Source organism: Corynebacterium sp. (assembly GCF_030535495.1).
Taxonomy (GTDB): domain Bacteria; phylum Actinomycetota; class Actinomycetes; order Mycobacteriales; family Mycobacteriaceae; genus Corynebacterium.
In genome coordinates this window covers 1-5,298 of sequence record NZ_JAUNRW010000128.1, presented here as the reverse complement: position 1 = coordinate 5,298, position 5,298 = coordinate 1, and the positions used below count along the sequence as shown (strand labels likewise).

The window sequence follows — 5,298 nt, the reverse complement described above, 5'->3', positions numbered from 1 at the left end:
AGTGATGATCGACGGACTACTGGTACTGGACCTGCAGGTCCACGAGGACGAGCGCGGCTGGTTCAAGGAGGCCTGGCAGCGCGCCCGGATGACGCGGGAAGGCCTGCCGGATTTCCGGCCCGTGCAGTCGAATGTGGCCTTCAACGCCACGGCGGGCACCACGCGCGGCCTGCATGCCGAGCCGTGGGACAAGCTGGTCACGGTCGGCACCGGGCGCGTGCAGGGCGGCTGGTGTGACCTGCGGGAGGGCTCGCCGACGTACGGCCAGACGCAGACAGTGGAGATCGGCCCGGGCACCGCGGTGTTCGTGCCGCGCGGGGTGGCCAACGGCTACCAGGTGCTCGAGGACGCCACGACTTACCTTTACCTGGTCAACGATCACTGGTCACCGGACGTCGAGTACGTCAACGTCTCCCACAAGCTCATCGACTGGCCCCTGCCGCCGATCAACCTCTCCGAGAAGGACCGCGCGCTGACCCGCGAACTCCTGCCGGTCAAGCCCCGGAAGGTCCTGGTCACGGGCGCGGACGGGCAGCTCGGACGCGCACTGAGAAAGCTGCTTCCCGACGCCGAGTTCACCACCCATGAGACCTTCGACATCACCGCCCCGCCGGCGCGGAACTGGCGGCAGTATGCGGCGATCATCAACTGCGCCGCCTACACCGCCGTCGACGCCGCCGAAGAGGATCCGGCCACCGCCTGGGCCGTCAACGCGAACGGCCCGGCACAGCTGGCCCGGATCGCGGCGGAGAACAACCTCACGCTCGTGCAGGTGTCCACCGACTACGTCTTCGACGGGGACACCACACGCCCCTACACCGAGGAGGATCCGGTGGCGCCGCTCAACGTCTACGGGGCGTCGAAGGCGGCGGGCGAGGTGGCCGTGCAGACCGCCCCGCGCCACTACATCGTGCGCACCAGCTGGGTGGTGGGCGAGGGGAGGAACTTCGTCGACACCATGCGCTCCCTGGCGGCAAGGGACGTCCGCCCGCAGGTGGTCCACGATCAGCGGGGCCGCCCCACCTTCGCCACCGACCTGGCCAAGGGCATCGTGCACCTGCTGGACACGCAGCCCGACTACGGCATCTACCACCTCACGGGCGGAGGCGACGAGGTCGGTTTCGACGAACTCGCCATGGCCGTCTACACGGGCCTGCACCGCGATCCGGACATGGTGCAGCCGGTGAGCAGCGAGGAGTACTTCGACGGGAAACCGCACGCCAGGCGGCCGTCGATAAGCACGTTGAACACGGCGAAGATCGAGGCGAGCGGTTTCGTGCCGCAGAACTGGCGCGTCGGTCTGGCACTGTATCTCCTATGAAGGGCATCATCCTCGCCGGCGGTTCCGGGACGCGGCTGTATCCGATCACGCAGGGCATTTCCAAGCAGCTCATGCCGATATACGACAAGCCGATGATCTACTACCCGCTGTCCACGCTCATTCAGGCGGGGATCCGGGAGATCCTCGTCATCACCACGCCGGAGGACTCCCCCGCTTTTCGACGCCTCCTCGGTGACGGTTCCCAGTGGGGGCTGATGATCGACTACGCGCACCAGCCCTCCCCCGACGGCCTGGCGCAGGCCTTCCTCATCGGTGAGGACTTCATCGGCGACGACGACGTCGCGCTCGCCCTCGGCGACAACATCTTCGACGGCTACCACTTCAGCACCACGCTCGCCGACTGCCGCCACCCTTCCGGCGGCACGGTGTTCGCCTACGAGGTCTCCGATCCGGAGCGCTACGGAGTGGTCGAGTTCTCCGCCGACGGCCGGGCCTTGAGCATCGAGGAGAAGCCGCGCGCGCCGAAATCGAACTACGCGGTGGTGGGGCTGTACTTCTATGACCGGCGGGTGGTGGACATCGCGAAGCAGATCACCCCGAGCGAGCGCGGGGAACTCGAGATCACCGCCGTCAACGACGCCTATCTGCAGTCCGGTGACCTGCACGTCCAACGCCTGCAGCGCGGCGATGTGTGGCTGGACACCGGCACCTTCGACTCGATGAGCGAGGCCTCCTCCTACGTGGAGGTGATCCAGAAGCGCACCGGCCAGGTCATCGGTTCCCCCGAGGTCGCCGCCTACCGCGAGGGATTCATCGACGCCGCCGCCCTGGAGGACCTGGCGCGACCGCTGCTCAAGTCCGGGTACGGCGAGTATCTGCTGGCGGTGGCGCAGGACCGCTGAGCTCGCTCGGGAGCGAGGCTAGCGGCTGTCTTGTCAGGACGCGGCGATGACGTTGGCCACGTGCTCATGGCCGCGGTCCGTCATGTGGACGGGCATGTTGCCCGGTCCGGCATGGAAGTCAATGAGACCGGCCCAGTTGCGGAGATGATCCGGGGCGCACATGCCGCGGTCGCGGGTGGACGGCTTCAGGTCGACGAACTGGGTGCCGGAGGCATGCGCCAGGTCGCTGAGCATGCCCTGCGAGAGACGCTCCCAGTAGCCCACCTGAGGTGCGTAGGTGCGGTCTTTGATGTTGGCGCCGAGGTGGGCGAGGCAGACGTGATCGTGGTCGGTGATGGTGGAGTACCCGACGATCTGGATGCGTGCGTTCGGGGCGGCGGCGCGGATCCGGTCGACCTGGGGACGCATGGCACCGACGAAACGCTGGCGGATGTCCCACTCGCTGAGGTTGCCGTTGTTGTAGGTGTCGTTGAAACCGGTGGTGATGACGACGCGGGCGGTGGCGGGGTTGAGGGCGCCATCCCGCAGCGCTCGGCCGACCTGGTCAGCAAACTGCGGGCCCGGGGAAATGGCGGTGGTTCCCGCGCAGGAGTAGTCCCTGGTCGGCAGGCCCAGCTTGTGCCCGGCGCGGACACCGTAGTTGTTCTGCGAGGTCGGGCACTGCTGGAAGCTGCTCCCCTCGGACGACCCGGAGCTCAGGGGGGAGTTGGAGCTGGTGGAGCCGATGCGGTTGATCAGGTACTCCGGGGTGGGGGTGTCCGCGATGATGGAGTCGCCGAAGACCACGAGGTTCCGCTGCTGGGCGTCGGCCGCCGGGGCGGCGACGGAGACGACACCGGCGAACATGATGAGGGAGGCCAGCGCCACCCAGAGGCGGCGGGGATGCAGGGAGATGTGGAGCATGAGGGTCCTTACGGTCCGATTGGTGCCGGGTGTGTTCCCACCAGTTTGTCCCACTGATGAGGTTTTGTCACAATAACCACTTCAGCCACTCTGGCAGATCACGGAACGGTCACGAAACACCTTAGCCGCCCGAGACTAAAACGTCACGCCTTTGGGGCATGTATTTTGCCGTGTGAAACTATGGTGGTGACAGACCCCAGCCGAAGGAGCCCATCCATCGTGTCCCTTGCCGCACGCCTCCGCTACCCCGCCATCACCGCCCGCGCCCTCGGGGAGTTCCTCCCCGCCGTCCTGCGCACCGGCATCCTGAGCTCCCGCGGGGGGCTGGGCCAGGGCGCCGCCCTCGGCCGCTACTGGTTCACCACCGCCCGGGAAGTCGAGCAGGGCAACCTGGCCACCCCCCACCGCATCGCCGTCATCGACGACGACGGCGAGATCACCTACCGCCAGCTCCGCGAGAACTCGCAGACCCTCGCCCGCCACATCGCAGGCCTGGGCCTGGATGACATCCGCCTCGGAGTGATGGCCCGCAACGGCCGCGGCATCATCTACCCGCTGGCCGCCAAAGGCTACGTCGGCGCCGGCATCTACCTGCTCAACGTCGCCTCCTCCCCGGAGCAGCTCACCGGCTGCATCGAGGAAAACGGCATCAACGTCCTGGTCATCGACGATGAATTCGTCGATCGCCTGGATCAGGGGGTCGTCGATAAGCAGGGCCTCCACGTCATCATCGGGCACCAGACCCGCGACCACGACAACCACATCACCCTGCGTGACATCGTCGAACGCCCCTGGGTGACCGAGGACACCTCCCTGCCGGCCCTGCCGAAGCACGGTCCGATCGTGCTCATGTCCTCGGGCACCACCGGTATTCCGAAGGGCGTCATGCGCCCGGAACCGAAGCTGCCGCTGGTGCTGGCCGGCATGCTGAAGAAGGTGCCGTGGCGGGCGAACATCCGCGTCCAGATGCACGCCTCCATCTTCCACACCTGGGGCTGGAGCGCCATCAACATCGCCCTGGCGGCCCGGGCCACCGTCGTGTGCCACCGCATTTTCGACGCCGAGCAGGTCCTCCGTGACATCGACACCCACCAGCTCGAGGCCATGGTCACCTCGCCGATCTTCCTCAAGCAGATCCTCGAGGTCGCGGACCACGACCAGTACGACACCTCCCAGCTCGAGTTCATCGTCTCCTCCGGCCACGCACTCACTCCGACGCTCGTCGAGCAGACCATCGAGCGCTTCGGCCCGATCCTATGCAACGTCTACGGATCCACCGAACTCACCCTGGCCTCCGTCGCCTCCGGCGCTGACCTCGCCGCGGATCCGAGCACTTCCGGGCCGATCGCCCTGGGCACCAACCTCAAGATTCTCGACGAGTCGGGCGCCGAGGTTCCGCACGGCACCGTCGGACAGATCCACCTGCGCAACTCCACCACCCTCACCGGCTACACCAACCCGAACATCCCCCTGGACAAGTCCGGCGACCTGGTCCGCATCGGTGACCTCGGATACATCGACGACAACGGCCACCTGCGTGTCCTCGGGCGTATCGACGACATGATCATCGTCGGCGGCGAAAACGTCCACCCCGCCTCCGTCGACGAGATCCTCTACGCCATGCCCGGGATCAGCGAGGTCTACTCCCACGGCGTCGCGGATCCGGACACCTTCCGTCGTGTCGCCTCCTGGATCGTCCGCGACGACAGCGAGGCCGGGCAGTCCATGACCGCCGACGACGTGCGCAACTTCGTCCGCGACAACCTCGCCGAGCACTCCATCCCCCGCGACGTGCACTTCCTGGAGGAACTGCCGCGCAACCCCACGGGCAAGGTCATGCCGCGCTTCCTGCCCGGACTGGAGGGGTAGCGCAGCGCAGGCGATCTACGGTCGTCCTGGGCGCTGTAGGAGGGCAGGCCCGGGCGTTAAAACGATGCTCGTTTTAACGACCACTCGACCCATAAGCCGCGCGCCATACTGCCTGGTCATTTCTGACATTGCGAGGCGCTTATGGTCGTCAAAACGATGATCGTTAAAACGACGCCCGGTGCTCCACCGGAGTCCAGCCCGCCGCGACTCACGCGCTGCGCAGCGGAGACCCCGGCGCCAGACGCGAAGAATCCCCAGGCCGCACATCGTGACCTGGGGTTTTCGTGGAGCCGCCTGCGAGAATCGAACTCGCGACCTTCTCATTACGAGTGAGATGCTCTA

4 protein-coding genes are annotated in these 5,298 nt (G+C 66.7%); 3 read left to right on the top strand and 1 reads right to left on the bottom strand.

The features are described 5' to 3' along the window. Positions 1-4 precede the first annotated feature (4 nt). Positions 5-1,321 carry a dTDP-4-dehydrorhamnose reductase gene (gene rfbD, locus Q4F73_RS11295; RefSeq protein ID WP_303359442.1) on the top strand — a complete coding sequence of 439 codons (1,317 nt, stop codon included), beginning with the start codon at positions 5-7 and terminating at the stop codon, positions 1,319-1,321. Beyond that, on the top strand, positions 1,318-2,184 hold the full coding sequence (gene rfbA / locus Q4F73_RS11290; protein ID WP_303359441.1) for a glucose-1-phosphate thymidylyltransferase RfbA: 867 nt from the start codon (positions 1,318-1,320) through the stop codon (positions 2,182-2,184). Before rfbD ends, rfbA begins: the two co-directional genes overlap by 4 nt. Before the next feature lie 33 nt (positions 2,185-2,217). Here the strand turns inward: rfbA and Q4F73_RS11285 are convergent, their stop codons facing one another. Beyond that, positions 2,218-3,087 (bottom strand): GDSL-type esterase/lipase family protein, encoded by an 870-nt coding sequence (locus Q4F73_RS11285; protein WP_303359440.1) that lies wholly within the window; start codon positions 3,085-3,087, stop codon positions 2,218-2,220. Between the two features lie 219 nt (positions 3,088-3,306). Between Q4F73_RS11285 and Q4F73_RS11280 the strand changes: the two genes are divergently transcribed. Then, positions 3,307-4,956 (top strand): AMP-binding protein, encoded by a 1,650-nt coding sequence (locus tag Q4F73_RS11280; RefSeq protein WP_303359439.1) that lies wholly within the window; start codon positions 3,307-3,309, stop codon positions 4,954-4,956. Positions 4,957-5,298 lie beyond the last annotated feature (342 nt).

What these genes read in the sequence shown, in the direction of transcription:
- rfbD (WP_303359442.1), top strand. Translation starts at nt 5, where the DNA reads ATGATCGACGGACTACTGGTACTGGACCTGCAGGTCCACGAGGACGAG.
- rfbA (WP_303359441.1), top strand. Translation starts at nt 1,318, where the DNA reads ATGAAGGGCATCATCCTCGCCGGCGGTTCCGGGACGCGGCTGTATCCG.
- Q4F73_RS11285 (WP_303359440.1), bottom strand. Translation starts at nt 3,087, where the DNA reads ATGCTCCACATCTCCCTGCATCCCCGCCGCCTCTGGGTGGCGCTGGCC.